Genomic DNA, 25,673 nt, shown 5'->3' on the forward strand with positions numbered 1-25,673 from the left:
CCTTCCCCTAGCTTCATCATCGCCTTGCCTTATGGAGACCGCGTGAACAGGAGCAACAGGAAGTTTGGTTAATTTGTCGTCAGTGCAATCGCTCAAGCATGATCTTGCCGCGGAAGCGCGGCGGCTGGGCTTTGTCGCCTGCGGCGTTGCCGCGGCGGCCCAAGACCCGCTGCGAGCGGCGCGGTTAGAGGAATGGCTGGACGCCGGGATGCACGGCACAATGGAGTGGATGGAGGTCCGCGCTGGCCACCGACGTAGCCCGGTAGGGCTGTGGGCCGAGGCGCGCAGCGTGGTTGCTCTGGGGATGAGCTATGCCCCGTCTACCAATCCGTTGGCGCTGGGAAAATCCCCTGATCGCGGCCGCATTTCGGTTTATGCCCAAGGGCGCGACTATCACGATACAGTCAAGAAGGCGCTCAAAAACCTGGCCCGCTGGCTGGTTGCCGAGGCGGCGGCGCGCGGACTGGGCGATATTGGCGTCAAGGTGTTTGTCGATACCGCGCCAGTCATGGAAAAGCCGCTGGGCGAGGCAGCCGGGCTGGGCTGGCAGGGCAAGCACAGCAACCTGGTCAGCCGGGAACATGGGTCGTGGCTGTTCCTGGGATCGATCTACACCACCCTGGCATTTGCGCCAGACCACGCCGAGGCCGACCACTGCGGATCGTGCACTGCCTGCCAGGCGGCCTGTCCCACAGATGCCTTTCCCAGTCCCTACGTGGTCGACGCGCGGCGCTGCATTTCCTACCTGACAATCGAACTTAAAGAGGCGGTGCCGCTGGAGTTCCGCAAAGCGCTGGGCAACCGCATCTATGGCTGCGATGATTGTCTGGCGGTGTGCCCGTGGAACAAGTTTGCCGACACCGCGCACCGGACGCAGGCCTTTTTGCCGCGTGCGGAACTGACCGCGCCGCGCCTGGGCGATTTGCTTGCGCTCGATGATGAAGGTTTTCGCGCACTGTTCTCCGGTTCACCGATCAAGCGGATCGGGCGCAGCCGATTCGTGCGCAATTGTCTCTACGCAGCGGGCAACAGCGGCGATGCAGGACTTTTGCAGCAAGTCAACGATCTCACCGCTGATCCTGATCCGGTAGTGGCCGAAGCCGCCCGGTGGGCCCTGGCAGAATTGAAAGCCTAGCGGGTCAGCAGGTTTCGAGCCTGACTGGCCAGTTGTGCCAGCATCGCCGGGGCAACTGGCGTAGCGCCCTGTGCCCGCGCCACGACCGAGCGAAACTGGCGAATTGCCGGAGCCTGCGTTTCAGTCCAGGTTGCTACAGCTTGGGCGGGATCGCGCTTGCGGCCCATCGTGCGTCGGAGAAAATCCAGCCGCATTTGTTGGAAATCGCGGGCCAGGCCGTTGACCAGCAAGCGCTCCCACGGGTCCGACGGGCTCATCCGCGCGGCAGTCACTTGAGCCCAGTCCAGGCCAAGGTCGGCACCAAGCCTGGTAAAGGCCTGAGTGATTGCGCGGGCCGGCACTCCGCAATCCCGGGCCAGCAGCGCCAAGCCGATGGTGCCGTCCAGATCGAACAGTTTGGCAACCATCGCTGCTACTCGTTCGGGTGCTCCAGCTGCGGCCAGATCGGCGCGCATCCGGACCGAATGGCTTTTTGCCTCGCTCGCCAACAGCGCTTCGCTGTCGTGGGTCAGTGCCTTCACGCCAGCGGCAAAGTCGTTGATCAATTTCGATGGCAGGGTCGATCCGCCGCCCGCGCGCAACATGTCGGCCATGTGGTCGGTCGTTGCGGCGGCAGCGCGGTCGAACAGCAGGATGCGCGCTGCCTCGGGCATCGGTGTCGTTTCGATCGCTTGCCAAACGGCGCTCAGGCCGAACAACTGTTCCACGGCGACAAAGGCGGACGTGACCTGCGCCAGCGTGGCCCCTTCCTCGTCGACCAGTTCGAAGGGATGAATCAGGCCCAGCCGATTGACGAGCCGGTTCGACAGGCGGGTCGCGATGATTTCGCGGCGCAGGCGGTGGTGCAGGATGTCGCGTTTAAACTTGGCCTGCATCGGCACCGGGAACTTGGCGATCACCTCGTCACCCAAGCCGGGATCGTCGACCACCGTTGAATGCTCAAGCGCGTCCTGCAGCGCCAGCTTGGCGCTGGAGAGCAGCACCGCCAGTTCAGGCCGGGTCAGACCTTGTCCATCCATGGCACGGCGCAGCAGCACGTCGCTGGGTCCCAGGCCTTCGGTCTTGCGGTCAAGCTGACCGGCTGCTTCCAGTGCTTCGACCAGCCGCAAGTGCGAGCCCATCGCCGCCGCACCGCCGGCCTGAGCGATCGACAGGGCCAGCGCCTGAAGCCGGTTGTCCTCAAGCACGATTGCGGCAACCTCGTCGGTCATCGCCTCGAGCAGGCGGACGCGGGCCGGTTCGCTTAGCCGTCCTGCACGCTTGGCGCTGGCTAGCGCGATCTTGATGTTGACTTCGTTGTCGCTGCAATCGACCCCGGCCGAATTGTCGATGAAATCGGTGTTGATGCGCCCGCCGCTGAGAGCGAAGGCAATGCGACCAGCCTGGGTTGTTCCCAGATTGGCGCCTTCGCCGATCACGCGTACACGCAGTTCTTCGCCATCGATCCGCAGCGCGTCGTTGGCCGGATCACCAACCTGGGCGTTGTTTTCAGCCGCGGCCTTCACATAGGTGCCGATCCCGCCGAACCACAGCAAATCGACCTGCGCCTTGAGTATGGCGGTGATGAGCCCGTCAGGATCGATGCTCGGCTGGTCGAGGCCCAACATGGTCTGAACCTGGGGCGACAGCGGAATGTCCTTGAGCGTGCGTGCAAAGACACCTCCACCCTTGCTGATCAGCCTGGCGTTGTAGTCTTCCCAGCTGGAACGCGGCAGGGCGAACATCCGCGCGCGCTCCTTCCAGCTCTTGGCTGGATCGGGATCGGGGTCGAGGAAGATATGGCGATGGTCGAATGCCGCAACCAGCCTGATCGATTTCGACAGTAGCATGCCGTTGCCGAACACGTCGCCCGACATATCGCCGCAGCCTGCAACGCGCACCGGATCGGACTGCACGTCGATGCCCATTTCCAGGAAGTGCCGCTGAACCGACAGCCACGCACCTTTGGCAGTGATGCCCATCGCTTTGTGGTCGTAACCCTTGGAGCCGCCGCTTGCAAAGGCGTCATCCAGCCAGAAGTCACGTTCCTCTGCCAGCGCGTTGGCTGTGTCTGAATAGGTTGCAGTGCCCTTGTCGGCGGCGACCACGAAATAGGGATCTTCGCCGTCGCGTATAACCACGGCGTTTGGGTGAACAACATTGGCCCCGACGATGTTGTCGGTAATTGACAGCAGCGTGCGGATGAAGACCTTGTAGCTCTCCTTGCCCTCAATCAGCCAACCATCGCGGTCTTGACGGGGATCGGGCAGCTGTTTGGGATAGAACCCGCCTTTGGCCCCGGTCGGCACGATCACGGCGTTCTTCACCCGCTGTGCCTTCATCAGGCCCAACACTTCGGTGCGGAAATCGTCGCGCCGGTCTGACCAACGCAGCCCACCGCGCGCCACCGGTCCGGCCCGCAGGTGGACCCCTTCGACCCGGCGCGAATAGACGAAGATTTCACGCCACGGCAGCGGCTTGGGCAGACCTGGGACCAGCGCAGAATCAAGCTTGAAGGCCAGCGCCTCGGCCGCGGCGGGGGCGAAGGCGTTAGTCCGCAGCATCGCTTCGACCAGCGCGCGGAACTGCCGCAGCAAACGGTCGTCGTTGATTGCCGAAACCTGCGAAAGGCCGTCACGGATGATGGTCTGGGCGTGGGCCTCGCCCTTGGCCCGGTCGCCGCGAAAAGCAGGGTCGTGACGGGCTACAAACAGTTCGACCAGTCCGCGGGTAACCACCGGCGCGCGCTGCAGGGCATCGACCGCAGTCGCGATCGAGAAGTTGTTCCCCGCCTGACGCAGGTAGCGGTACCACGCGCGCAGCCAGTTTGCTTCGTGCGCGTGGAGCAAGACGGATGTGATCAGGCGGTTGAACGGATCGTCCTCGGCCGCGCCGTTGAGCACATCGGACACGGCCGCCTCAATCGCGTCAGACCGTTTGAGCAACTGTGCGGCCTCAAGCCCGGCTGGCAGGCCCAGCAGGAAATCGTGGATCGTTCCCAGGCGTCCATCGTCAAGATCGGTTGGCACATCTTCAATCACGCGGAATCCGAAGTTCTCCAGCGCTGGAACCACGTCAGACAGGGCGAGGGAGCCGTGCCTCTGGTAGAGCTTGAGCCGGGCCATGCCGGGCCCGTCTTCGGCCATCATGTGCAGGCGTGTGGCACGGCGCGGGCCGGGCTCGCCATCCGCGGCCACGCGGCGCAGACGGGCAATATCCAGAGCGGCTTCGGCAGCGCCGTATTCGCTGCGATAGGCCAGCGGGAACGCCTCGGCGTGGCGCATGGCAATGGCGGCAGCCCGGCTTGGTTCCTCGCTAGCGGCAATTTCGCTTTCGACCGCTTCGGTCCAGCCGCGCAGCATGGCCTGCAGTTCGGCGTCGAGCGCTTCTTCATCCGGAATGTTTGCCACTTCGGGCAAGTCGAGGACCGAGCGAAGCAGCGCCAGATTGCCCTCGATCTCGGTGCTCCAGTCCAGAACAGGAGCGTCACATGCCTCGACCAGGCGCTGCTGTATGCGCAGGCGCGTCGCCGTGGACATTGCATCGCGCGGCAGCCAGACAAAGGTAAACAGATGGCGTTTGAGCGGTGCCGGAACGAGCGCAAGCTTTGGGCGAGGCCGATCGGTCAGGCTCATCGCGGCAGCCGCGACGCGCTCGACATCGGCATCGGTGAAGCTGATCAGCAGGTCGTGGGGCAGGCGGGTCAGGGCATGGACAAGCGCCTTGTCGGCGTGGCCATGTTCCCGGAAACCGAGCCGCTTGGCCAGGCCTGACAGCTGGGCACGCAGGCGCGGCACGTCACCGGGCGCAGCGGCCAGCGCTGCGCTGGTCCAGATCCCGGCATGGACTGACAATGCGGCAACCTTGCCGCCTTCGATCACCGGCAGGATGAACAGGTCGAGTGGCACACGGCGGTGGACCGTGCTGATCAGGTTGGACTTGATGATCAGTGGCTGGCGCGCACCTTTCTTCGCTTTGTCAAACCAGGCAAAGGCACGGTCAAAGGACACGTCGCGCAGCAAGACCCTGGCACTTTTACGGCAAATGCCCAAGGCGCCAGTCTGGTTACCTTCGCGGCGGCGGGTGACATGGCCCAGCTGGGTCAGCATGCCATCCTTGAACCAGCGCAGCAGAGCGGCGCCTTCTGCATCGACGCAGCGATCGGCATCGGCGGCCATCGCGGCCTGCAGGCGCGGCCAGTCATGCACTGCGGCCCGGACATCGGCTAGGGTTGCAGCCAGGCCCTGCTCCAGCTTGCGGCGCTGGCGTGCGTCGCCGCGCTGCACTTCCATGTAGACCATCGATTCGGCCTGGCCCTGATCCGCTGCAATAGCGGTCAGCTTGCCCGCAGCATTGCGGCTGGCCAACACGATCGGGTGAAGCAGCCGATCAATCGCCAATCCCTCAGCAGCGATTGTCGCAGCGATGGAATCCACCAGGAACGGCATGTCATCGTTGATAACCGCGATCCGCATGAAGCGTTCGCTGGCGCTGCCCGACACAGTTTCCAGAGTGATCGTCGGCTCTTTTCCGTTGCGCACAGCAGCAGCAGCAAGCATGAAATCAACCGCGCGGGCCAGGTCGTCCTTGGCAAACGGCGCGTCGCCGGGCAGCATGGCCGATGTGAGGCGCGAGGCCATCGCCTGATCCAGGCTGGCTTTCGTGCCGCTGCGTGCGGTCTTCGCTGTCATCCTATGCGCTCCTCAGGCAGCCGGGGCCACCGCATCCTGCTTGTTAGATTATTGCTGTCTGGTGCAGCAATTTTGCGCACTGTAAAAGCAAGCGGATGCGACTGCAAGGCGTTTGCCCGCGCATCAAGCGGCTATGCCAGCGCCTTCATGGTCAGTTCGAGCGAGCGCTGGCGGGCTGCGGGATCGAACGTTGATCCCGATACGATGATCTCGTCAGCGCGGGTCCGATCGGCGATCCGCGCAATGGCATCGGCGACAGTCGCCGCCGATCCGATCGCGCTGACCTGTCGCATATGCTCAAGCATGGCGAGCGCGGTGGGCGGCAAAGTCTGGCGATAGCCGGGTACCGGCGGCTTGAGCTTGCCGGGATTGCCGCTGCGTAATCCCACAAAGCTCTGGTCCATCGAGGTACAAAGCAACGCGGCTTCCTCGTCGCTGTCGGCGGCGATCACGTTCATCGCGACCATGGCATGCGGCTTGTCCAGCGCGGGAGAGGGGCGGAACGTGCGGCGGTAAACTTCCAGCGCCTGGTCAAGCAGATCGGGCGCAAAGTGCGATGCAAAGGCATAAGGCAAGCCCAGCGCAGCAGATAGCTGCGCACCAAACAGGCTGGAGCCAAGCAGCCACATCTCCACCTTTGCGCCGTAACCTGGCGTTGCGCGCAGGCCCATGTCGGGCTCGCCGGTCAGCAACGCGCGCAGCTCGACCACGTCCTGCGGGAAAAGCTCGGACACCCGCGCCAGATCGCGGCGCAGCGCCTGGGCAATCCGCATGTCGGCACCGGGCGCACGGCCCAGCCCCAGGTCGATCCGGCCGGGAAACAGCGCATCCAGCGTGCCGAATTGTTCAGCAATTACGAACGGATTGTGGTTGGGAAGCATGATCCCGCCAGACCCGATCCGGATCGTCGACGTGGCGTTGCCGATATGCGCCAGCACCACCGAAGTTGCGCCGCCGGCAATTCCTTCCATGGCATGGTGCTCGGCCACCCAGAATCGCTTGTAGCCAGCCTTCTCGGCGCATTGCGCCAATCGTGCCGCGTCAGCGAGCGCCTCGGCCGGGCCAAAGCCTTCGCGCACGGGAACAAGATCAAGGACGGAAAGCGGGATCACCGGGTTGATGGTGACGTGTCGGGGCCCAACTGGTCAAGGTATTGCTTCGCGATTCGCGCCTGATCGCTGCCGGGCGCAGCAGCTATTACCGACTGCCAACTGCGCCGTGCCGCCTCGTCCCGTAAGCCCAGCACCGCAATAACCCCGGCTTCCAGCCCCACGTCCGGATCGAGCGGGGCAAGCACCGCAGCCCTTTCGATCAGCCCTTGCGCTTCACCCAGCTTGCCTTGGCGGCGCAGCAGTGTGGCGGACAGCAGCCAGCCGGTAGCGTTTGACGGCGCATTGGTGCGCGCCTCGGCCAGCGCGGCAGAAGCGTCGCTATCCCGCTTCAGGGCAACCAGCGCGCGGGCGCGGTCGATAGCCACTTCGCCTGCCAGCCTGGCGTCGGCGGCTGCCAGCGCCTCGGCGTGGGCGGTGTCGAGCAGTGTCAGCGCGCGGTCCGCGTTCCCAGCCGCCAACGCTGCATTGGCGGCCATTGCGCCAAGCCGGGCGCGGTCGGCCTGATCGGTGACCGAAGTATCCGCGCGCGCTTCCAGAAAAGCGGCTTCGGCGGGCAACCATGATTGCTGCGCGCTAAGCGCCAGGCCCAGGCAGTGCCCGGCCGGGACGCGCGCCGAACCCTTTGTCCCGGCGCGCCAGCCAGTGGCAATCGTAACGGCGGCGGCCGGATCGGACTGCGCCAGGTCCAGGCACTCGCCCAGCCGCTTTGCCACCGGACTGGGCGGCGTAATGGCAGGCGCGCTGACCACGGTCTTGCGCTTGGGCATGTCCAGGGGGGCCTGGATCTGGGTGCCAGTCGGACCAACCTGGGCCAACAGGGGAAGCAGCACGGCAAAGGGCAAAGGCATCGATGAGTTCCGGTATTCAGGCCAGTACGGCCAAGGTGCGCAGCAGCAGCGCAATATCCGCATCGCGCGACAGGCGGTGATCGCCGTCCTTGATCAGCGTCACCTGCACATCGGCTGAACACACTGCCTTGGCGAGACGAAGCGACACTTCCCATGGCACATCGGCATCGTTCTGGCCGTGGAGCAGGCGAACGGGGCAATCAATCGGGATTTGCTTGTCCAACAGCCGCTGCGCCTGTCCGTCGGCCCAGAACCGGGGATGGGTTGGCGTCGGCTTCGGGCCGTAAGGGTTGTCTTCATAAACCGTGCGCCCGGCGGCCAATTCGGTTTTCTGATCGGCTGTTGTGCCCCAATCAGTAAAATCAGGTGCAGCAGCGATCCCCACCATGCCTGCCAGCCGCTGACCCAAAGCCATCCCGGCCAGCAGCATCAGCCATCCGCCCATCGAACTGCCGATCAGTACCACCTGCCCTGGACAGGTTGCTTCGATCAGCGCCAGCACCTCGTCCCGCCAGCGGCTCAGCGTGCCGTCACCAAACAGTCCGTCACTTTGCCCGCAGCCCGAATAATCCAGCAGCAGACAGGCCCGGCCCTGCGCCTCTGCCCAGTCGAACACTGCGACTGCTTTGCTGCCAGTCATGTCCGACATGTAGCCGGGCAAGAACACGATTGTCGGCCCGGCGCCATTTACATGACGATAAGCGATGCGGCGGCCATCGGGCAGCACGTGTTGCATCACACCTTCCATGGCAAAAACTCTCTCACTCGAAGTTGACAAAGATCACGGCGTTCCGGAAAATCAAGAATGGCGACAATCCTTGCGCGATGGGTCAAGTGTGGCAGCAGTCAAGGCTGTAGGAAATGGCCTGGAATGCTTTGACCGCGCGCGGGCGGTGATGCAACCTTCAGCGCAGGAAGTCATCCAGCGCTGCGGCGAAAGCTGCTGGCTGATCGAGCATTACGAAGTGACCGGCGCCCCGCACCTCGACCGCCTTGAAACTGCGCGCCCCGCGAAACTGCGCGGCATAGAACGCGGCGGTCTGGTCTGCGGTCAAGCGGCCCTCAGTCCAGGGGTAGACCAGCGTAATTGGCGCGGTGATGCGCGGCAGTTCGGCGCGCAGGTCGGTGATCATGTCTTCATACAGCGCGCGCGAAACAACCCTTGCGTCGGCCTTGGCCGCCCAGGTGCGGACCAGCGCAGCTGCCTCTGGCGTTTGAGTGAGGCCCGCTGTCTGACGTTCGATTATGGCGGGATCAGCTGGCTTGCCGTACGTCGCCGCCACCGCGTTACGCATTGCCTGTGCGGTGGGTTCAACCCCGGCGACACTGGCTTCCCGTCCCGGCGGCGTGGCCAGTACACCGAAGAACGGCAGCGCATCGACAATCATCAATCGTCCGGCATCTTCGGGATGATCGCGGCCCAGCATCATGGCGGTCAGTCCGCCCAACGAATGGCCCACCACGGCAGCGCCGCTCAATCGGTCATGCCGGATCAGCGCGTGAAGGTCTGCGACGATCCCGGCCAGTACCGGCGTATCCAGATTGCCACCCGGCCCATCGCCGCCAAATCCATTGACCTGGATAAGGTAGACCCGGTGATCCTTCGCCAGCTTTGCCGCTACGCCGTCCCACACCGCGCGCGGGGTTGCCAGACCGGGGATCAGGATGACCGGCGATCCGGCGTCACCCCGGCGTACAACCGAAATGTGGCTAAGGCGCTGCGCGGCCTGTTCAAGGGGAATAGCGCGAGCATGGGACGGGGCGGCGGGGATCAGCAGGGCGAGCGAAAGGGTGGCCGCACAGGCGGCGACAAGATGCTTCATGGCTTGGTCCTTAGGTTGACGCGATCAGTCGCGCTGGAAAATGTCTTCGATCGGCAAGGCAAACAGGTCGGCGATGCGGAACGCCAGGGGAAGCGATGGATCGTACTTGCCGGTCTCGATCGCGTTGACGCTCTGGCGTGACACGTCGAGCCGGTCGGCCAGGTCCTGCTGGCTCCAGTTGCGCTCGGCGCGCAAAACCTTGAGCCGGTTTCTCATGCGCAGCCGCCGGCGGTTCCCAGTGTCAGGCGATTGTAAAGAGCGCCCACTCCAAGCCCGGCGAACCAGAAGAAGGCAGCACCGAACCCGCCGTTGCCCGACGCGACCAGGTCGAAGTTCTGCAGCCATTCCCAGATGGTCATCACCGTCAGGCAGAACCCGGTGGCAACCAGGCATTGGCGGACGTGAAGAAGGCGCACAAACTCGTCCGTTTCCTCGACGATCAGGCGCATTACAGCCCAGAACACGCCGATGATCGGCAGCGCGGGCAAGAGGGCAAGGATGTAGGCGATCGGGCCATGGGCCATCCCGTGGTCGAAAATCGTCCTGGCAAAAAACAGCAGGCCGACATAGGCCGTCATCAGCACGGCAAGGCGCAAGGTATAGCGGCGGGCGGCGGGAGACATCTTGCGGGACATGGAAAGCTCCTTTGTCTGAATGACAAGGGTGCTTTACACATGGGCGACTATTTTGTCAAGCACGGTTGACATAAAGACATGCGACTTTGTCAAAGATCGCCATTGCAGTGTCATACAGGGGCGCTAGGCTCGCCGCCTTTCCTAGGAGATTTCAATGCCCCACAGGCCCCCGACCGCGCCGCCAGTTACCGCCAGCCGCCGCCAGTTGCTGGCCGGCGGCGCGCTGGGGCTGGCCGCATATGGGGTGCCTCTCGTCGCGGTCCAGCCGCACGGCTTTACGCACGGGGTTGCCAGCGGGGAACCGGGGCCGGATCGGGTGCTGCTGTGGACGCGCTTTGCCGCGCCAGCCGATACCGCGCTGCGCTGGGAAGTGGCGGACAGCGCCGATTTCGCCCGCGTCGTCAGCGGCGGAACTGTAGCCGCCTCGCCCGCCAATGACTGCTGCGTCAAGGCCTGGGCCACCGGGCTAAGGCCTGGGACATGGTATTTCTACCGCTTCATCGCGCCCAACGGCGCGATGTCCGATGTGGGCCGCACCCGCACGCTGCCAATGGGCAAAGTGGCGAGCTTCCGCTTGGCCGTATTCTCATGCTCCAACCTGGGGTTCGGGTTTTTCAACGCCTATGCCCATGCAGCACAAGCCGGGGATTTCGACCTGGCGGTGCATCTTGGCGATTATTTCTATGAATACCACCGCGGCGAATATCCCTCGGCCCGGGATGTCGTTTCAGGGCGCGAATCTCCTTTGGATGAGGCAGTCAGCTTGGCCCAGTACCGCGCCCGGTTCGCGGCATACCGGTCCGATCCCGACTTGCAGCGGATCCATCAGATCCTGCCGATGATCGCGATGTGGGACGATCATGAAACGGCCAACGATACCTGGGAAAGCGGGGCGGAAAATCACCAGCCCGGCGAAGGCGATTGGGCCACGCGCAAGCGCTTGTCCGAGCAGGTCTACCGCGAATGGATGCCTGTTTCCGACGATTATTATGCCGCTTATGAAATCGGCGATCTGGCTTCGCTTTACCGTCTGGAAAGTCGGCATCTGGCGCGATCGCAGCAGCTGGACCTGTTCGGCGCGGCAAAGTCAGCGGCGCCAGATCAGCTCGACACCGCGCTGAACGCGTTTCGGGACGGGGTCTGGCAAGCACCGGACCGCACGCTGCTTGGCGCTGCGCAGGAAAGCTGGCTGGCCCGGGCGCTCAAAACCTCGGCCCGCGCGCGCAAGCCGTGGCAGATACTTGGCCAGGAAGTGGTGATGGGCGCGCTCGCCATGCCCGATGCTGTGCTGGAAGGCCTGCCCGCCAAGGCGCCGGAATGGCTGCGCGACCGTCTGACCGTCTACGCCAGAGCGGCCGGCGATGGCCTGCCTTTCAACATGGACGCGTGGGACGGCTATCCTGCGGCGCGAGACCGGCTTTATCGCGCTTCACTTGAAGCCAACGCCAACCTGCTGGTCCTTTCGGGCGACAGCCACAATGCCTGGGCCTTTGACCTTGACCGCAAGGGCGCCCGCGTCGGGGTCGAAATGGCCGGGCACAGCGTCACCTCTCCCGGGGCTGAGAAAGAGCTGGGCTGGCGCAAGCCCGCAGAGCTGGCCCGCGATATCGTGGCGCGCAACCCGCAGCTTAAATGGTGCGACACGGCGCAGCGCGGCTATATGGCGGTGGAATTGACGCCCCAGGCGGCGACCGGCGAATGGCGCTTCTTGGCAACGGTCCGCCAGCGCGGCACCGCGCTGGCGGGAACAAAGCGGCTGACGGTCCTGGCCGGACAGCGCAAGTTTGTCAGCGGTTGAGGCGGACGCGCTTGCCCGCTAAGGGCCTGTGCCATGACCAATGCTTTGAAAATCAGTCTGCCTGATGGTTCCGTTCGCGAAATGCCTGCTGGCGCCACTCCGGCCGATGTCGCTGCGGCGATCGGCCCGGGCCTGGCCAAGGCGGCGATTGCCGCGCGCATCGATGGCGAACTGGTCGACCTGACCCGGCCTTTTACCGGGGATGCCGCGCTGGCCCTGGTGACCAATCGCGACGAGGCCGATGCGCTTGAACTGGCCCGCCATGATTATGCGCACGTGCTGGCCGAAGCGGTGCAGGCGCTGTTCCCGGGCACGCAGATCACTTTCGGGCCTTCGACCGACGACGGGTTCTATTACGATGTGATGGCCCCGGCAGGCCGCGCGCCCTTCAGCATGGAAGATCTGCCCGCGATCGAGGAGCAGATGCGCGCGATTATCCGCGCTGACAAGCCGCTGACGCGCGAGGTCTGGTCGCGCCAGCAGCTGATCGACAAGTGGCAGGCCGACGGCGAACGCTTCAAGGCCGAATGGGCCGCCGAACTGCCCGAGGGCGAGGAGCTGACGGTTTACCGCAGCGGTACCGACTGGCTCGACATGTGCCGCGGGCCGCACCTGCCCAGCACCGGCAAGCTTGATCCCGCGGCGTTCAAGCTGATGCGGGTGGCGGGCGCTTACTGGCGCGGCGATCAGAAGAATGCGCAGCTGACGCGGATCTACGGCACCGGCTGGCTGAACAAGAAGCAGCTTGATGCGCACCTGACCCGGCTGGAAGAAGCGGCCAAGCGCGATCACCGCAAGCTGGGGGCGGAGATGGACCTGTTCCACCTCCAGAGCGAGGCCCACGGCAGCGTGTTCTGGCACCCGCAAGGCTATGTCATCTACCGCCAGCTGGAGGATTACATCCGCCGCGCGGTCGAAAGCTCAGGTTGCAGGGAAGTGAAAACGCCGCAGGTGATGGACGCCCGGCAGTGGGAACAATCGGGCCATTGGGGCAAGTACCGCGCCAACATGTTCGTCATTCCTGACGAGGTGCCCAACACCGAAGATGAGGGCCCGGTGATCAGCGGCGATGCCGACTGGATGGCGCTCAAACCGATGAATTGCCCAGCCCACGTGCTGATCTTCCGCCAGGGGATCAAAAGCTACCGCGACCTGCCGCTGCGCCTGGTCGAAAACGGTTGCTGCCACCGCAACGAGCCGCACGGCGCGCTGCACGGGCTGATGCGGGTGCGCCAGTTCACCCAGGATGATGGCCACATCTTCTGCCGCGAAGACCAGATCGTGACCGAGGTGCGCAATTTCTGCGGTCTGGCCGACCGGGTCTACCGTGATTTCGGGTTCACCTACGCGGTCAAGCTGGCGCTGCGTCCCGACCAGCGCTTCGGCTCCGACGCGGACTGGGACAAGGCCGAGCAGGAATTGCGCCAGGCGGTGATCGACGCGGGTCTGGCAACCGAGGAATACGGCTGGGAAGAGCTGCCCGGCGAAGGCGCGTTCTATGCCCCCAAGCTGGAATGGCACCTGACCGATGCGATCGGACGGACCTGGCAGGTCGGCACGATGCAGTCCGACCGCGTGTTGCCCGAACGGCTTGACGCCAGTTACATCGGCGAAGATGGCGAACGGCATCGCCCGGTCATGCTGCACCGCGCGATTTTCGGCTCCTACGAACGCTTTATCGGGATCCTGATCGAGCACTATGCCGGCAAGCTGCCGGTCTGGCTGGCCCCGGTTCAGGCCGTGGTGGCAACGATCGTATCGGACGCGGATGATTATGCCGCACAGGTTACCGCGCAGCTTGCCGCCGCCGGGATCCGGGTGGAGAGCGATACCCGCAACGAGAAGATCAACTACAAGGTCCGCGATCATTCCCTGAAGAAGGTTCCGCACCTGCTGGTGGTCGGCAAGCGCGAGGCTGAAGAGGGTACCGTGGCGCTTCGGACACTTGGCGCTGAACATCAGAAGGTTATGCCGCTGGCCGAAGCGATCGCGTTGCTCACCGCAGAGGCTACCCCGCCGGACATGCGCGCCGGCTGAGCGGCCGGCACGCCGCACTGGGGGGATGACGATGGAAACGTTGATCAAGGCTTCACTGGTCCTCAACATTGCCGTGCTGGTCCCGGTCTGCGGAAGCCTGCTGTCGGGCGCGGGCTGGACTGGAGATGCTTATGGCCCGCCCAGTCCGGCGCGGGGGATCCTGCTGTCGATCTATCTGGCGATTCTGCTAGTCTCTGCCGGGCTGTTGTTCAGGCCGGTTCCGGCCTTTGTCGCGGCGCTGCTGATCGTACAGATCGTCTACAAAATCACTACACCGGTTACGGTCGGTACGCTGGCCAATCCCGTCGTGCTCAGCAATCTAGCGATCGCGGCGTTCCACATGGTGACCGTTCGGGCCATCGCGATGAAGGCGGGCCTGTGAACGCCGTGAACCATCTGGAGTTTGCGCCATTCTTGTTGCCGGTCTGACTCCTGCCCAAATCACCATCGCACTGGCCGCGGCGCTTGCCGCGGCATTCGTGCGCGGGCTGGCCGGCTTCGGCATGGCGATCCTGCTGGTACCGGTGCTGGGCTTGGCGATCCCGCCGCGTGAGGCGGTGGTGGTGGCCAACTGGCTTGGGCTGCTAATCGGGCTTGTCGGCCTCAGGAAAATCATCGGGCAAAGCGAACGCAGCGCGTTTCACATCGCCGCGCTGGCGGTGGTCGCCACGCCAGCAGGCGTGTGGCTGCTGGCAGTAACCGATCCGGCGCTGGCGCGGATGCTCATCGCCCTTATTGCGCTCGCTTCGTTCGTACTTGTCCTGTTGCCCAAGCGGCCCGCGCATCATTTGCCTGGCGCTGCAGAAACAGGGGTAACGGGATTGTTATCGGGCGTGCTGACCGGGTTTGCCGGAATGCCCGGCCCGCCGGTCGTGCCCTATTACCTGCGCCGCGCAATCCCGCCGCAACTTGCGCGGGCCTCGATGATGACCATATTCCTGGTGACTTCGGCGGCCGGTGTCGTGGCGGCCCTGGCGCTTGGGGTCGCAACCTGGCGCGAACCGCTGCTGGCCGCGATGCTATTTCCGGCTGTGCTGTTGGGCAACTGGCTGGGCGCGAAAGCTTTCGGCAAGGTTGGCGAGGCCGTGTGGCGCAGTTTCACCGGCATTGTACTGGGATTGGCGGCGGCGGCGGCGCTGTACCGCCTGCTGCAAGCTTAGCTGAACGAGGCGGCGAAAGCCCTGTCGGCCATGCACACCGTGCTGGCAGCTGCGGCAGGTGCGAAATAACTCGCCCCGATCAGCGCCAGCGCGCAGGTATAGATCATCACGCGGCGCGCGGCGTCGGGCGATAGTGCGATCGTCTGGCGGGCAACAAGGGTGAACGCGTGAGCCATACCGGCATTCTGGGCGCGCAACCCTTACCAAGCTCTTAAAATTGACTTGGCCCGCCACGCGAAAGGGGCGCGTGACGGGCCAAACTTCCTCCCCAGGAAGACTTTTTGCAGGCGTTATGCCGCGAACTGGTTCCCGCGCAGCCGGTCAGGCGGCAAATTGGTTCATTGTATTGGCGGAGCCGCCGGCCTTGAGCGCGGCTTCCCCGGCGAAATATTCCTTGTGATCGTCGCCGATATCCGACCCGCTCATGTTCTGGTGCTTGACGCAGGCGATGCCCTGGCGGATTTCCTGACGTTGCACGCCCTTGACGTAGCCCAGCATGCCCTGATCGCCGAAGTATTCGCGCGCCAGGTTATCGGTGCTCAGCGCCGCGGTGTGATAGGTCGGCAGAGTGATCAGGTGGTGGAAAATCCCCGCCTGGGCTGCGGCATCGCGTTGGAAGGTGCGGATGCGCTCATCAGCTTCGATTGCAAGGTCGGTGGTGTCGTAATCCACGCTCATCAGCTTGGCCCGATCATAGGCCGACAGGTCGCGGCCTTGTGCGGTCCAGGCGTCGAACACCTGCTGGCGGAAGTTCAGCGTCCAGTTGAAGCTGGGGCTGTTGTTATAGACCAGCTTTGCGTTGGGAACGACCTCGCGGATGCGGCTGACCATGCCGCCGATCTGGCCAATGTGCGGCTTTTCGGTTTCAATCCACAGCAGGTCGGCACCGTTCTGCAGGCTGTTGATGCAATCGAGCACGCAGCGGTCTTCCCCCGTCCCCGCGCGGAACTGGAACAGGTTCGATGGCAGGCGCCTGGGCTTCAGCAGCTTGCCGTCGCGGCTGATCAGCACGTCGCCGTGGCCCAGATCGGCCGCGTCAACCTCGTCGCAGTCAAGGAAGCTGTTATACTGATCGCCGATGTCACCGGCTTCGCGGGTGAAAGCGATCTGCTTGGTCAGGCCCGCGCCCAGCGAATCGGTTCGGGCTACGATGACGCCATCGGGCACGCCCAGTTCCATGAAGGCATAGCGCACGGCGCGGATCTTGGCGATGAAGTCCTCGTGCGGAACGGTGACCTTGCCGTCCTGGTGGCCGCACTGCTTTTCATCCGAAACCTGGTTTTCGATCTGGATGCAGCAGGCGCCCGCCTCGATCATCTTTTTGGACAGCAGGTACGTGGCCTCGGCATTGCCAAAGCCAGCGTCGATGTCGGCGACAATCGGAACGATGTGGGTTTCATGGTTGTCGATCGCGGTCTGCACCTGCTTGGCCTTGACCTCGTCCCCGGCGGCGCGGGCGGCGTCCAGATCACGAAACAGCATCCCCAGCTCGCGCGCGTCGGCCTGGCGAAGGAAAGTGTAAAGCTCTTCGATCAGCGCAGGAACGCTGGTCTTTTCGTGCATCGACTGGTCGGGCAGCGGGCCGAAATCGCTGCGTAGCGCCGCGACCATCCAGCCCGACAGATACAGGTAGCGGCCCTTGGTTGTGCCGAAATGCTTCTTGATCGAGATCATCTTTTGCTGGCCGATGAAGCCGTGCCAGCAGCCAAGCGACTGGGTGTACTGCGCCGGATCGGCATCATAAGCAGCCATGTCGCGGCGCATGATTGCGGCGGTATAGCGCGCAATGTCGAGCCCGGTTTGAAAGCGGTTCTGCAGCTGCATCCGCGCCACGCTTTCCGCGTCAATCCCGCTCCAGGTCGGAGCGAACGGCGCGATCTGTTTGCCCGCGTCGGCGATGGCTTGCTGGTAGGTCATTGGCGTGGTCCCTTTTCAAACCGCCCTTGCGGGCAGCGTGTCGCAAACGGGCATGCGCAATGGGAGCGTCGCTGATAACCCGCCGCAGAGTCGCATTGTCAATCTTTACAACTATTCCTTGTAAAGTTGTGTGATAATGACAATGGAGCAAGCATGAGCGAAACGCGCCCTCTTTATATCGGCCCACGCATGCGCCGCCTGCGCCGCGAATTGGGATTGACGCAGCAGTCCATGGCGGGCGACCTGGGGATTTCACCCAGCTATGTTGCGCTGCTTGAACGTAATCAGCGGCCGATGACCGCCGACCTGCTGCTGCGCCTGGCGCGCAGTTACCGCCTTGATCTTGCGGACTTCGCCGGCGACGATGCCGGGGACTATACCCAGCGAATTGGACAGGTACTGCGCGATCCGCTGTTCACCGATATCGCGTTGCCCGCGTTGGAAGTGGCCGATCTTGCCACCAGTTTTCCCGGAATAAGCGAAGCCCTGCTGCGCCTGCACGGCGCGTATTCGCGCGAACAGCGGGCCCTTGCCCAGCAGCGCGAAGCGCCCGGCGGGCTGAATAACGATCCGGTGGCCGAAGCGCGCCGTTTCGTGGCAGAACAACGTAACTACTTTCACGCGATCGACATCAAGGCGGAAGAAATTGCCGCTGCAATTGCGCGCGCCGGATCGAACGCCGAATGGCTGCGTGCCGAACTGGGCCTGCGGCTGCGTTATCTGCCGCCCGATGTGATGATGGACGCGCTACGCCGGCATGACCGGCACAACAGCCAGCTGCTCATCGATGACACGCTCGACGGGGCTAGCCGTGCCTTCCAGGTCGCCAGCCACATCGCCTATGTCGCGCTGAAACGTGAAATCACCGCGACGCTGGACGGTGCTGCACTGTCCAGCCCGACCGCCGCCAGCCTCGTGCGCCGGGCGCTGGCAGCATACGGCGCGGCGGCAATCCTGATGCCGTACGACCGGTTCGCCCGCGCGGTCGAGGCGCGCGCCTACGATATCGAGGCGCTCAGCCGCCAGTTTGGCGCCAGTTTTGAACAGGTCGCCCACCGCCTGACTACGCTGAACAAGCCGGGGCAACTGCGTATTCCGTTCTTTTTCATTCGCGTCGATCCTGCCGGCAACGTATCAAAGCGGCTGGACGGAGCGGGCTTTCCCTTTGCCGCGCATGGCGGCGGCTGCCCGCTGTGGACTGTCCATTCGGTGTTCCGCACCCCCGGCGAGATTGTCACCCAGTTCCTTGAACTGCCTGACGGCCAGCGCTTTTTCTCCATTGCCCGCACGGTTCGGGCGGGGGGCGGAAGCTGGGACAGGCCGGCGATAACCCGCGCGATTGCACTGGCCTGCGCTGCTGAACATGCCCCGCAACTGGCCTATGCCCGCGGCAGCGATCACAAGTCGGCGGCGGCCACGCCAATTGGCGTGACCTGCCGGTTGTGCAACCGGCCTGCCTGCGCCGCGCGCGCCGTGCCGCCGGTCGGACGCGAGATCCTGCCAGACGACATCCGCCGCACAGTCGCGCCATTTGCTTTTGACGAAGGCTAGCAAGAACGAGGGGTGGAGCGTTCCGCCCATTCGTGGCATCGCACAGCCCATGCCCGGAATCGATCCTTCGCTGACCTTCCACCCCCTTGGCATGGCCGTGCTGACTATCTCGGACACGCGCGACCACAGCACCGATACGTCGGGCGCTCTGCTGTGTGAAAGACTGACCGGGGCGGGGCACACGCTTCGTGCGCGGTCCATTGTTCGCGACGATATTGCGGCCATTCAGGCCCAGCTGAGCGAATGGATAGCCGATCCTGCTATCGAGATCATCCTGACCACTGGCGGTACCGGCTTTTCCCCGCGCGACAACACCCCCGAAGCGGTCAAGCCGCTGCTCCGCCGCGAAATGGATGGCTTTGCCATTGCCTTCCAGACCAAAAGCCTGAAGACCGTCGGGGTTGCCGCCATGCAGTCGCGCGCCTTTGCCGGGCAGGCCGGGGACAGCTTCATCTTTTGTGTGCCGGGATCGACCGGTGCCTGCCGCGATGCCTGGGACGGGCTGCTGGAACTGGAATTGGATAGCCGCCACAAGCCCTGTTCGATTGCCGGAGCATTGCCGCGCCTGCGCGATCTGTGCGCGTGATTTCGTTCGACGAAGCGCAGGCGCTGCTGGCCGCTGCGGTGCACCCGCTGGGTACGGAAACCTTGGCTTTGAACGAAGCGGCAGGCCGTGTTCTGGCGCAGCCTGTGATTGCCGCGCTCGACAGCCCGCGCCGCGATGTATCAGCGATGGATGGCTATGCCCTGCGCAGTTCAGACGCCGCCGTTGGCGCGCAATTGGCGCTGGTTGGGGAAAGCTTCGCTGGCGGATCGATGCCGCCCATCATCGGGCCGGGGCAGGCGGTGCGGATTTTTACCGGGGCTGCGCTGCCCCAAGGCGCGGACATTGTCGTGATCCAGGAAAACTGCGCCGCGAGCAGCGGCGCCGTGACGATTACGCGGCCCTTTGGCCCCGGCACTCATATCCGCCGCCAGGGCTGCGACTTTGCCGCAGGTGCCCTATTGCTGCCAGCCGGGCGGCGGCTTGATCCGCTGGCCATGGTCACACTCGCCGCGGCGGACCGCGCCGAAGCCCAGGTCTATCGGCGGCCGCGCGTCGCACTGATTGCCACTGGCGATGAACTGGCTCCGCCGGGCACAGCGCGCGCCAACCCGCTGACCATCCCCGAATCGGTTTCCTTTGGGGTGGCCGCGCTGGTGGCGGAACAGGGCGGCGACCTGATCCTGCGGCGCAGCGGCGGAGATGATCTGGCTGCGCTGACGGCCACGGCGGGTGAAGCACTTGCCGCCGCAGATGTTGTCGTGATTACCGGCGGTGCTTCGGTGGGAGACCGTGATTACGCCAAGCCGATGTTCGCGGCACACGGGCTTGCGGCTTTGTTTGCCAAGGTTGCGATCAAGCCGGGCAAGCCGGTGTGGCTGGGGCAGGCACACGGCAAATGGGTGCTGGGCCTGCCTGGCAACCCGACATCGGCCATGGTCACCGCGCGGCTGTTCCTGACCGCGCTTATGGCCGCGCTCCAAGGCCGCGATCCCAGTTTCCTGCTGGAATGGGTTCTATTGCCACTGGCCGCACCCATGCCGCCCACGGGGGAGCGCGAAACCTTTGCCCGGATGATCTGGACCCCTGCCGGCCTGCTACCGATCGGCAACCAGGATTCGGGCGTGCAGGGGGCGCTGTCTGCAACCCAATGGCTGGCCCGGCGGCTGAAAGATGCGCCCGCGGCGCAGGTGGGTGACCGGGTTGCAGCGCTGCGGTTCTAAAGATCGCTGACAACGGGCACATCAGCGCCCGGTTCCAGCGCTTCACCCTTCCATAGCCGGTAAAGCCGGTTGCCCAGGATATCGCCCGGTCCTGTGACGAATTGCGGGCGGCCAAACTCTTCCATCACGGCATGCTGGCGGGCCAGCGCCTGACGGTCCTGTGCGATGACCGGGGACAGGAACAGCCGGATCGCCAGTTCCTTTAGCCAGCCCGGTGAAATCCGGTGGGGTGAAGAAAACCGCGCAAACGGCATGAAGCTGTCATCGCTGGACGGGGTAAAGAACGCGCTGACGCACAGCGTCAGCCCGCGTTTGCTTTCCCACCGCGCCTCAACCAGCGTTGGCGGGAAATAGCGCGAGGCGGAATGGGTGCGCTCGCGTTCCAGAAAGCGCGACATCAGGCCCACGTCGGGCTGAGTCTGCACATTGGTCATGGTGATGGTCGGTCCGTCGCTGGCCACTTCCAGACTGACCGGAAGACGCCGTTCACGATGACGAATAAAACCGTGGTGCAGGTGGCTGGTGTGAAATGGATCCATCACGTTTTCGACCGCATCGAAAGCGCGGCCTTTCCACGTACCCTGCTGCCACCAGAAGTGATCGCAGTCGGCGCGGGCCAGGGTGGGCGGCAGTGGCGGCTCGGCCGGAGCCGTGTCACTCAGTGCAACAAAGATGGCGCCATGACGCTCGCACACCCGCACGGCCTGCGCGGCCAGCCGCGAGGCTTGCTCTGCGCCCAGGGTGCAGCCGGGGATGGCCACGCAGGCGCCGTCGCGGGCAAAGCGCCAGCCATGGTAGGGGCATTCCAGCCCGCCCTGGTGGACCCGCCCTGCAGACAGGGGATAATTTCGGTGCGGGCAGCGATCGACCAACGCGCCCACCCCGTCATCGTTGCGGAACAGCGCAATCGGGGTGCCGCAGACAACGACGCGCCGCACCTTGCCGCGCCGGACCTGCCGCGACAGCGCAGCGATATGCCATGCATTGCGCACGGCATCGGGCAGGGCGGTGGTGCTGATTGCAGGCATCATTGTCATGGCAGGTCTTCCCCGTTCCATTCGATATCGCGTGTAGTGGCGGCGGTGGCGGAAATGCCGCGGCGCCGACCGGTGAAAGCAAACTGGGCCGCATCGCGCAGCGCGCCCAGCAAGGGTAAGCGATCGCCGGGCCGCGCCAGGACGTCGCGGCCAGCGGACATGGCCTGGCACCATTCGGCGAGGCGGCCTTCGCCGACAGCCATGGGCAGGCCGTAAACCAGCATCGCCGGCGCCAGGTGGGCCGGTGCGGCACTGGGCGCGTGAACCTGATCACGATTGCCAAGAATGGCGCTGGCCAGCAAGCCATCACCCGTCAACAGATGGACACCGCTGGTGGCGCGCGGGTTGCATTCGATCAGCCACGGCTGGCCCTGCGCATCGATGATCGCATCGCAAGCGAACTGCCCGGTGATCATGGCTGCCGCGGCGAGCGTTTGAGCGATGGAGAAGAGCTGCTGTGAGCGCTCCGCGGAAACCGTATCGAAGGCGAAGCTCGCCCCGCCGCCCATCCGCCAGGCTGATCGGTAAGCGGCAAAGGCGGTGACCCGGCCGTGGCTGGCCGCGGCGTGAAAGCACACCTCGGTCCCGCGCACCCGGCGCTGCGCTATCCAGCCCTGCCCCGCCGGAACGTGCAAGGCAGCCAATTGCGCGGCGCTGGGGCCGATCAGGGCAGATTCGCCAAAGCGGGTGAAGCGTGGTTTGAACACCCATTCGGTGCTATTGGCTGCATAGCGATCGCGGTCGCCAAGCACCTGCGTTTGTGGGACAGGCAGGCTCCAATCACCACACGCCTCGGCAAATGCCAGCTTGTCGTGCAGACGGCGCAAGGTTTCCAGCCGGGGCGCATACAGCCGGCTGCCTATCGCGGGCCGCAGCGACGGCGCGGCAAGATGGAACACCTCCTCGCACGCAGGTACGATAAGGCGCGGCGAAAGGCGCAGGGCAAGCGCGGCAATGGCGGCGCGAAAGCCGGAGGGATCGAACACCGGCGAGGGGTAGCGGTGCACCGCTTCCACGCGGCGCGACAGGCGCGCGATCCACGCCGGGCTGCAATCGGCCAAGTGCGGTTCAAATCCCAGCGCGCGGAAATCGCGGGCCAGATCCAGCGCGGCGGCAGAGCGCGCGCCGGTGATGAGGACGCGTTCAGTCATGGCACCACACCACTTTGCGGCGCTTGGGCCCGGGCCAGGGCGGGAGATCATCCATCGCGCGCACAGGCACCGCGCGGCCGGTCAGCGAGGCAAGCGCCGTTACCGCGTCGTGTCCCGCACAGCCTGGCGCGGTACGCAAGGTGATCGCCTTTGCCGAGGCTGCAGCCTGCCAGTGCGTGGTTCCGCCGAGCACACCTTCGACCGCAGCTACAACTTGCGAAGGCAGCACCTTGCGGCCTGAAAGGTGCCACACATCCTGCACCCGCCCCGCCAGCGGCGCGATTACCCGCCCGGCATAGCCGCAGGGGCACTGCTCGCCGGTCGGCTCGATGATATCGTCGCCGCGCACACGGACCACGGGCTGGCTGCGGCGGTGAAGGTCGGTAATTACCGCGCGGAAGCCGGCGGTTCTTTCTACCGGTTCCAGTTCGATGACCAGCGCGTCATCGTTAAGGTGCAGTCGGCCTTGCATGCAGCCGAAGCCCAGAAAGCCCTCGGTCGCCTGATAGATCGCGCGGGGGCGCAGGCCGAAATGGGCGGTCAGGGCATCGGTCTCGGCCCAGCTAAGCGGCTCGCTGCCGAAGAACAGGCGGCGCAGGCTGCGCAGGCGCAGGCCGCGCTCCATCATCGCCAGCAAGCGGTGGGGCGGCGCAATCAGAACGGTCGGATCGAATAGCTCAAGTTCACTACAGGTTTGTTCTATGGGGGGTGCCAGCGGCAAATGGGCGAAGCCGAACCGCCCGCCGCGCACATCGCTGTAAAGGCTGCTTGCGGCACGCAGATGCAGGGCAATGCGTTGGCGCTTCAGCAGGTCGGCGGGCGCCAGAAGTCGCGCCAGGCTCTGCCCGATATAATCGGCGCGCTCGGCGCTGCCCGCAACAAACATCCCCCGTGTACCCCCGCCGGTGCCAGTGGACCAGCCGGCCGCCAGATCGCCGGTGGCCGCTCCATGCTCGGCAGCATCGGCCATGCAGCGCAGGTGCAGATCGCTCAACCCCAGGCTGTTCCACTGCCCGTAATCGGCGCGCAGATCAGATTGATCGGTGATCGGAAAGGCGGTCAGCGCCTTACCGGCGAAGTCTGCCAGCGCCGGCGTTTGGGCCAGCGCGGGCTGCAGTTTGTGCCAGGCGCGCGCGCGCGCCGCGGCCATCTGCGCCCTGTCCATTCGCAGCGCGCGGCGAGTGCGCCACCATGCGGCCAGCGCGCGGTCAATCTGCATTGAACGCCGCCGCGCTATGGGCACAATGCGAGGGGAGGATAACCAGATCGGCGTTGTTGCACCGTGCGGCGTGAAGGCGGTGCAGCGTTTCGCGATAGGGCCGGGTTTGCCCCAGCAATGCCGTGGTCAGCATCGGCGGGGCGCGCCTGAGGTCGATCGCCTTGCCCGCCCAGACAGCGTCAGCGGCCAGCAGCACGTCGCGGTCATCCTGGGTGCGCAGCGCCAGCCCCCAATGCCCCGCGCAATGCCCCGGAAGTTCGACCGCCAGCAAACTGCCATCGCCCAGAATGTCACGCCCTTCCGCGAATGGAGCAAAGGCCGCAGGCAACTGCACTGCCGGTGCATCCTCAAAAAACCGGGCGTGGGCGTCAGCCGTTTTTGGAACCAGCGCCGCCAGGTGCCCGCTGCGCAACTGCCGGATCCGCCCCGGACGGCGCAACGCCTCAAGCCCGGCGCGCGCGCAATGGATCGGGCGGTCCGCCAGATGGACCATGCCGGCCACGTGATCGCCGTGGAAGTGCGACAGGATCGTGCCTGCGATGGAATCGGGATCGATACCGCTATCGGCAAGCCAGGTGGACCAGGATTGCGCTGCGCCAATCTGCACCGGGGTGGTCCAGCGATAGAACCGTTCCGGGAACGGCTGCGTCGCTGCAAGGAAGGCCGGGTCGTAGCCGGTGTCGAACAGCAACGTACCGCGCACCGGATGGTCGATGATGCCGACCATGGCCGGAAAATCAACGGCACACAGGCTGCCCCCGGCCATCGTCATGATTTCAGGGTGGCGGCACGATCCGCGCGCCAGCCAGCGCAGGCCGACCCTGATCATGTCGCCGCCCCGGCAAGCTTGCGTGCTTCAGCAAGCAGCGTTTCAACTGCGTCGAACTGCGGCACAAATCCGATCAGGCGGCGTGCGGGCTCGGGATCGAAGGTCTGGCTAAAGGCCAGCGTGGCGAGGGTATAGCGCGTCAACACCGGTTCATCGGTACTGCCGCGTATCCGGGCCACGGCTTCAGCAAGTCTGGCCAGCGGCCGGGCCGCTGCCAGCGGCATATCGATCAGCCGCGGCGTTGTGCCCAGCGCCTGCGCCAGCCGCATGGCGAGTGTGCGCACAGCAATTGGCTGACCTCCCGACAGGTTGATCGCCATGCCGCCAAGGGCCAACGCGCGGTCTTCGGTGGCTATTACGGCGCGTGCCGCATCGCGCAGATCAGTCAGTTCGATTATGGCGCGTCCGCCGCGCGGCAGCGGCATGCGCCGCCGTGCCGCCAGCGCGGCCAGTCGCGGCAGGATCACCCGGTCGCCCGGGCCAACCAGCGCACGGGGGCGAAGGGCGCAACAGGCCAGCGCGGCGCTTGACCGGGCCAGCACCAGCCGCTCGGCCTCCAGCTTCGTACGGGCATAGGCGTTGAGCGGATGAGCGGCGGGCAGCGCATCGGCGCCGATCCGCTCGCGATCGGCAAAATCGGCGAAGATCGAAGGCGAGGAAATGAACACGAAGCGGCGCACGTCTGCCTGCCCTGCTGCATCAAGCAGCCGCTGCGTGGCCGTGACATTGGCTGCGATGAAATCCGCATCGCGCCCCCAGCTAGACGATAACGCTGCGGCGTGGATCACCGAATCGATCCCAGCCAACAACGGCACGGGATCATCCCTGACCAGATCGGCGGCCATGAATTGCGCGCCGTCCCGGGCCAGTTGCGCCCCGGCTTCACGCGATCGACCGGTCGCCCTGACGGCATGGCCCTGCGCCAAAGCCTCGCGCACGATTGCGCGGCCCAAGCCGCCAGTTGCCCCGGACACCAAAATGCGG

22 protein-coding genes are annotated in these 25,673 nt (G+C 64.9%); 8 read left to right on the forward strand and 14 right to left on the reverse strand.

Going from position 1 to position 25,673, the window contains the following annotated elements; translation table 11 throughout:
- Positions 1-64: 64 nt before the first annotated feature.
- Positions 65-1,135, forward strand: coding sequence for a tRNA epoxyqueuosine(34) reductase QueG (gene queG, locus Q0L62_RS07815; RefSeq protein ID WP_296678621.1), 1,071 nt, complete (start codon positions 65-67; stop codon positions 1,133-1,135).
- Here queG and Q0L62_RS07820 read toward each other — a convergent pair.
- From Q0L62_RS07820 to Q0L62_RS07850, 7 genes are all read right to left on the reverse strand, one after another.
- Positions 1,132-5,805 carry an NAD-glutamate dehydrogenase domain-containing protein gene (locus Q0L62_RS07820; RefSeq protein WP_296678623.1) on the reverse strand — a complete coding sequence of 1,558 codons (4,674 nt, stop codon included), beginning with the start codon at positions 5,803-5,805 and terminating at the stop codon, positions 1,132-1,134. The genes queG and Q0L62_RS07820 overlap by 4 nt on opposite strands.
- A 131-nt stretch (positions 5,806-5,936) precedes the next feature.
- Positions 5,937-6,917 (reverse strand): LLM class flavin-dependent oxidoreductase, encoded by a 981-nt coding sequence (locus Q0L62_RS07825; protein ID WP_296678625.1) that lies wholly within the window; start codon positions 6,915-6,917, stop codon positions 5,937-5,939.
- Positions 6,914-7,765 carry a hypothetical protein gene (locus tag Q0L62_RS07830; RefSeq protein ID WP_296678627.1) on the reverse strand — a complete coding sequence of 284 codons (852 nt, stop codon included), beginning with the start codon at positions 7,763-7,765 and terminating at the stop codon, positions 6,914-6,916. Before Q0L62_RS07830 ends, Q0L62_RS07825 begins: the two co-directional genes overlap by 4 nt.
- Positions 7,766-7,781: 16 nt before the next feature.
- Positions 7,782-8,501, reverse strand: coding sequence for an alpha/beta hydrolase (locus Q0L62_RS07835; RefSeq protein ID WP_296678630.1), 720 nt, complete (start codon positions 8,499-8,501; stop codon positions 7,782-7,784).
- Between the two features lie 169 nt (positions 8,502-8,670).
- Entirely contained in the window at positions 8,671-9,588 is a 918-nt protein-coding gene (locus Q0L62_RS07840) for an alpha/beta hydrolase (protein ID WP_296678632.1), read from the reverse strand.
- Positions 9,589-9,612: 24 nt separating this feature from the next.
- Positions 9,613-9,804 (reverse strand): helix-turn-helix transcriptional regulator, encoded by a 192-nt coding sequence (locus Q0L62_RS07845; RefSeq protein WP_296678634.1) that lies wholly within the window; start codon positions 9,802-9,804, stop codon positions 9,613-9,615.
- A complete protein-coding gene (locus tag Q0L62_RS07850; protein WP_296678636.1) occupies positions 9,801-10,223 on the reverse strand; it encodes a hypothetical protein in 423 nt (140 codons plus the stop codon). Before Q0L62_RS07850 ends, Q0L62_RS07845 begins: the two co-directional genes overlap by 4 nt.
- Before the next feature lie 154 nt (positions 10,224-10,377).
- On the opposite strand from Q0L62_RS07850, the gene Q0L62_RS07855 reads away from it, so the two are divergent.
- From Q0L62_RS07855 to Q0L62_RS07870, 4 genes are all read left to right on the forward strand, one after another.
- A complete protein-coding gene (locus tag Q0L62_RS07855) occupies positions 10,378-12,021 on the forward strand; it encodes an alkaline phosphatase D family protein (RefSeq protein WP_296678638.1) in 1,644 nt (547 codons plus the stop codon).
- A gap of 33 nt (positions 12,022-12,054) precedes the next feature.
- On the forward strand, positions 12,055-14,058 hold the full coding sequence (gene thrS, locus Q0L62_RS07860; protein WP_296678639.1) for a threonine--tRNA ligase: 2,004 nt from the start codon (positions 12,055-12,057) through the stop codon (positions 14,056-14,058).
- A gap of 31 nt (positions 14,059-14,089) precedes the next feature.
- A complete protein-coding gene (locus Q0L62_RS07865; protein WP_296678641.1) occupies positions 14,090-14,440 on the forward strand; it encodes a hypothetical protein in 351 nt (116 codons plus the stop codon).
- Positions 14,441-14,510: 70 nt separating this feature from the next.
- Positions 14,511-15,218, forward strand: a complete 708-nt coding sequence (locus Q0L62_RS07870) for a sulfite exporter TauE/SafE family protein (RefSeq protein ID WP_367183273.1) — start codon at positions 14,511-14,513, stop codon at positions 15,216-15,218.
- Here the strand turns inward: Q0L62_RS07870 and Q0L62_RS07875 are convergent.
- Together Q0L62_RS07875 and Q0L62_RS07880 are read right to left on the reverse strand one after the other, a co-directional pair.
- Positions 15,215-15,394 carry a hypothetical protein gene (locus tag Q0L62_RS07875; protein ID WP_296678643.1) on the reverse strand — a complete coding sequence of 60 codons (180 nt, stop codon included), beginning with the start codon at positions 15,392-15,394 and terminating at the stop codon, positions 15,215-15,217. The genes Q0L62_RS07870 and Q0L62_RS07875 overlap by 4 nt on opposite strands.
- Positions 15,395-15,539: 145 nt before the next feature.
- Complete coding sequence (locus tag Q0L62_RS07880) at positions 15,540-17,135, reverse strand: isocitrate lyase (protein WP_296678646.1); 1,596 nt, start codon at positions 17,133-17,135, stop codon at positions 15,540-15,542.
- A gap of 153 nt (positions 17,136-17,288) precedes the next feature.
- Here Q0L62_RS07880 and Q0L62_RS07885 point away from each other — a divergent pair, with 153 nt between their 5' ends.
- The 3 genes from Q0L62_RS07885 to Q0L62_RS07895 are packed head-to-tail and all read left to right on the forward strand — an operon-like array spanning position 17,289 to position 20,453.
- On the forward strand, positions 17,289-18,686 hold the full coding sequence (locus tag Q0L62_RS07885) for a short-chain fatty acyl-CoA regulator family protein (RefSeq protein WP_296678648.1): 1,398 nt from the start codon (positions 17,289-17,291) through the stop codon (positions 18,684-18,686).
- 49 nt (positions 18,687-18,735) lie between these two features.
- A complete protein-coding gene (locus Q0L62_RS07890) occupies positions 18,736-19,272 on the forward strand; it encodes a molybdopterin-binding protein (RefSeq protein ID WP_296678650.1) in 537 nt (178 codons plus the stop codon).
- Positions 19,269-20,453 (forward strand): molybdopterin molybdotransferase MoeA, encoded by a 1,185-nt coding sequence (locus Q0L62_RS07895; RefSeq protein WP_296678651.1) that lies wholly within the window; start codon positions 19,269-19,271, stop codon positions 20,451-20,453. Before Q0L62_RS07890 ends, Q0L62_RS07895 begins: the two co-directional genes overlap by 4 nt.
- Here the strand turns inward: Q0L62_RS07895 and Q0L62_RS07900 are convergent.
- Genes Q0L62_RS07900 through Q0L62_RS07920 form a run of 5 tightly spaced genes read right to left on the reverse strand, consistent with a single transcriptional unit; the run spans position 20,450 to position 25,663 of the window.
- On the reverse strand, positions 20,450-21,490 hold the full coding sequence (locus Q0L62_RS07900) for a Rieske 2Fe-2S domain-containing protein (protein WP_296678652.1): 1,041 nt from the start codon (positions 21,488-21,490) through the stop codon (positions 20,450-20,452). The two genes, Q0L62_RS07895 and Q0L62_RS07900, sit on opposite strands and share 4 nt — an antisense overlap.
- A complete protein-coding gene (locus tag Q0L62_RS07905) occupies positions 21,487-22,641 on the reverse strand; it encodes an ATP-grasp domain-containing protein (protein ID WP_296678654.1) in 1,155 nt (384 codons plus the stop codon). Before Q0L62_RS07905 ends, Q0L62_RS07900 begins: the two co-directional genes overlap by 4 nt.
- Positions 22,634-23,860, reverse strand: coding sequence for a hypothetical protein (locus Q0L62_RS07910; protein WP_296678656.1), 1,227 nt, complete (start codon positions 23,858-23,860; stop codon positions 22,634-22,636). The genes Q0L62_RS07905 and Q0L62_RS07910 overlap by 8 nt, the downstream gene beginning before the upstream one ends.
- Positions 23,850-24,689, reverse strand: a complete 840-nt coding sequence (locus Q0L62_RS07915; protein ID WP_296678658.1) for an MBL fold metallo-hydrolase — start codon at positions 24,687-24,689, stop codon at positions 23,850-23,852. The genes Q0L62_RS07910 and Q0L62_RS07915 overlap by 11 nt, the downstream gene beginning before the upstream one ends.
- Positions 24,686-25,663, reverse strand: a complete 978-nt coding sequence (locus Q0L62_RS07920; RefSeq protein ID WP_296678660.1) for an NAD(P)-dependent oxidoreductase — start codon at positions 25,661-25,663, stop codon at positions 24,686-24,688. The genes Q0L62_RS07915 and Q0L62_RS07920 overlap by 4 nt, the downstream gene beginning before the upstream one ends.
- Between the last annotated feature and the right edge of the window lie 10 nt (positions 25,664-25,673).

The organism is Novosphingobium sp. (genome assembly GCF_024642085.1).
Taxonomy (GTDB): Bacteria; Pseudomonadota; Alphaproteobacteria; order Sphingomonadales; family Sphingomonadaceae; genus Novosphingobium.

Bases quoted from the DNA above. Each gene is read 5' to 3' on its own strand.
- Q0L62_RS07820 (WP_296678623.1), bottom strand. From the start codon at position 5,805: ATGACAGCGAAGACCGCACGCAGCGGCACGAAAGCCAGCCTGGATCAG.
- Q0L62_RS07830 (WP_296678627.1), bottom strand. From the start codon at position 7,765: ATGCCTTTGCCCTTTGCCGTGCTGCTTCCCCTGTTGGCCCAGGTTGGT.
- Q0L62_RS07835 (WP_296678630.1), bottom strand. From the start codon at position 8,501: ATGCAACACGTGCTGCCCGATGGCCGCCGCATCGCTTATCGTCATGTA.
- Q0L62_RS07840 (WP_296678632.1), bottom strand. From the start codon at position 9,588: ATGAAGCATCTTGTCGCCGCCTGTGCGGCCACCCTTTCGCTCGCCCTG.
- Q0L62_RS07845 (WP_296678634.1), bottom strand. From the start codon at position 9,804: ATGAGAAACCGGCTCAAGGTTTTGCGCGCCGAGCGCAACTGGAGCCAG.
- Q0L62_RS07850 (WP_296678636.1), bottom strand. From the start codon at position 10,223: ATGTCCCGCAAGATGTCTCCCGCCGCCCGCCGCTATACCTTGCGCCTT.
- Q0L62_RS07855 (WP_296678638.1), top strand. From the start codon at position 10,378: ATGCCCCACAGGCCCCCGACCGCGCCGCCAGTTACCGCCAGCCGCCGC.
- thrS (WP_296678639.1), top strand. From the start codon at position 12,055: ATGACCAATGCTTTGAAAATCAGTCTGCCTGATGGTTCCGTTCGCGAA.
- Q0L62_RS07865 (WP_296678641.1), top strand. From the start codon at position 14,090: ATGGAAACGTTGATCAAGGCTTCACTGGTCCTCAACATTGCCGTGCTG.
- Q0L62_RS07875 (WP_296678643.1), bottom strand. From the start codon at position 15,394: ATGGCTCACGCGTTCACCCTTGTTGCCCGCCAGACGATCGCACTATCG.
- Q0L62_RS07880 (WP_296678646.1), bottom strand. From the start codon at position 17,135: ATGACCTACCAGCAAGCCATCGCCGACGCGGGCAAACAGATCGCGCCG.
- Q0L62_RS07885 (WP_296678648.1), top strand. From the start codon at position 17,289: ATGAGCGAAACGCGCCCTCTTTATATCGGCCCACGCATGCGCCGCCTG.
- Q0L62_RS07890 (WP_296678650.1), top strand. From the start codon at position 18,736: ATGCCCGGAATCGATCCTTCGCTGACCTTCCACCCCCTTGGCATGGCC.
- Q0L62_RS07900 (WP_296678652.1), bottom strand. From the start codon at position 21,490: ATGACAATGATGCCTGCAATCAGCACCACCGCCCTGCCCGATGCCGTG.
- Q0L62_RS07905 (WP_296678654.1), bottom strand. From the start codon at position 22,641: ATGACTGAACGCGTCCTCATCACCGGCGCGCGCTCTGCCGCCGCGCTG.
- Q0L62_RS07910 (WP_296678656.1), bottom strand. From the start codon at position 23,860: ATGCAGATTGACCGCGCGCTGGCCGCATGGTGGCGCACTCGCCGCGCG.
- Q0L62_RS07915 (WP_296678658.1), bottom strand. From the start codon at position 24,689: ATGATCAGGGTCGGCCTGCGCTGGCTGGCGCGCGGATCGTGCCGCCAC.